Genomic DNA, 883 nt, shown 5'->3' with positions numbered 1-883 from the left:
ATGGCGGCGATGCCAATGCGGTTGATAGAGATGGTCAGCCCGCTATTTTTGGCGCCATTGGTATGGGTGATTGGGATGAAATAGAGTTATTAATCAAGCACGGTGTTGATTTAAACAAAACCAATCGTTCTTTAGAGAATTCAGCTTTACATGCATCGTATGTAAATAGGTTTGAAGAGGTTTCCAAACTTATTGAGCTAGGTGCCGCATATCATCAGCCTGCTAATGGAGGGATAACATTAGCTATGACTATACATAACTCTCTAGAAAACAGTCCATTAAAACCAGGAAGCGATAGCTATAACTCAGCACTAAAAGTCAAAGAGCTGCTCATAGAAAAAGGCATCAACTTCCCTCCTCTTTCACCTGCCGAAGTAAGAGAGCGTGTTGCTAAAGGCCAACCTATTAATTAAAACGTGCTTGAGTAAAGTTTCATAGGGACAGTCAAACTATCTTTATTATTACAGTCAAAAGGTGCACAGCGCCTTGTAACACGATTTCAATAAAAACCCGTCTACTTCAAAAATTTGTAGGCGGTATCGTTATTTCGATGATATCGCTTATACCCCAGCCTAGCTGACCAAGTGATGGACGTGCGCGATGTGTGTGCTAACACCATGTTACTCACCGACGATGATAATGACTCATATGGGTGGATTGCCCTCGCCTTAACCGGTATTAGTTTTGTTCCTCTAACTTCCAAAATAAAGCGGATCTGCTATTAAAGGCGCAGGCAAGTAATAATAAAAGACGTATGTGTTGACAGCTCTGGTGCCAAAGAAGTATTAAGTCGAGTAGAAGCCATGGATGTACAAGCGACAAAGGCATTGAAAGACATAGGGCCAGATGCCATGATGAATGTAAATCTACATAGGTGTAAATA

General features: G+C 41.3%; 1 pseudogene. It reads left to right on the top strand.

Annotated features, from left to right (window positions below):
* Nucleotides 1–413: pseudogene (locus ABD005_RS18100) on the top strand (hypothetical protein); the annotation flags it as partial.
* Between the last annotated feature and the right edge of the window lie 470 nt (nt 414–883).

This window comes from Colwellia asteriadis (assembly GCF_039523295.1).
Lineage (GTDB): Bacteria > Pseudomonadota > Gammaproteobacteria > Enterobacterales > Alteromonadaceae > Colwellia > Colwellia asteriadis.
The sequence above is the reverse complement of the archived record's forward strand: the minus strand, read 5'-3'. Positions and strand labels throughout refer to the sequence as shown.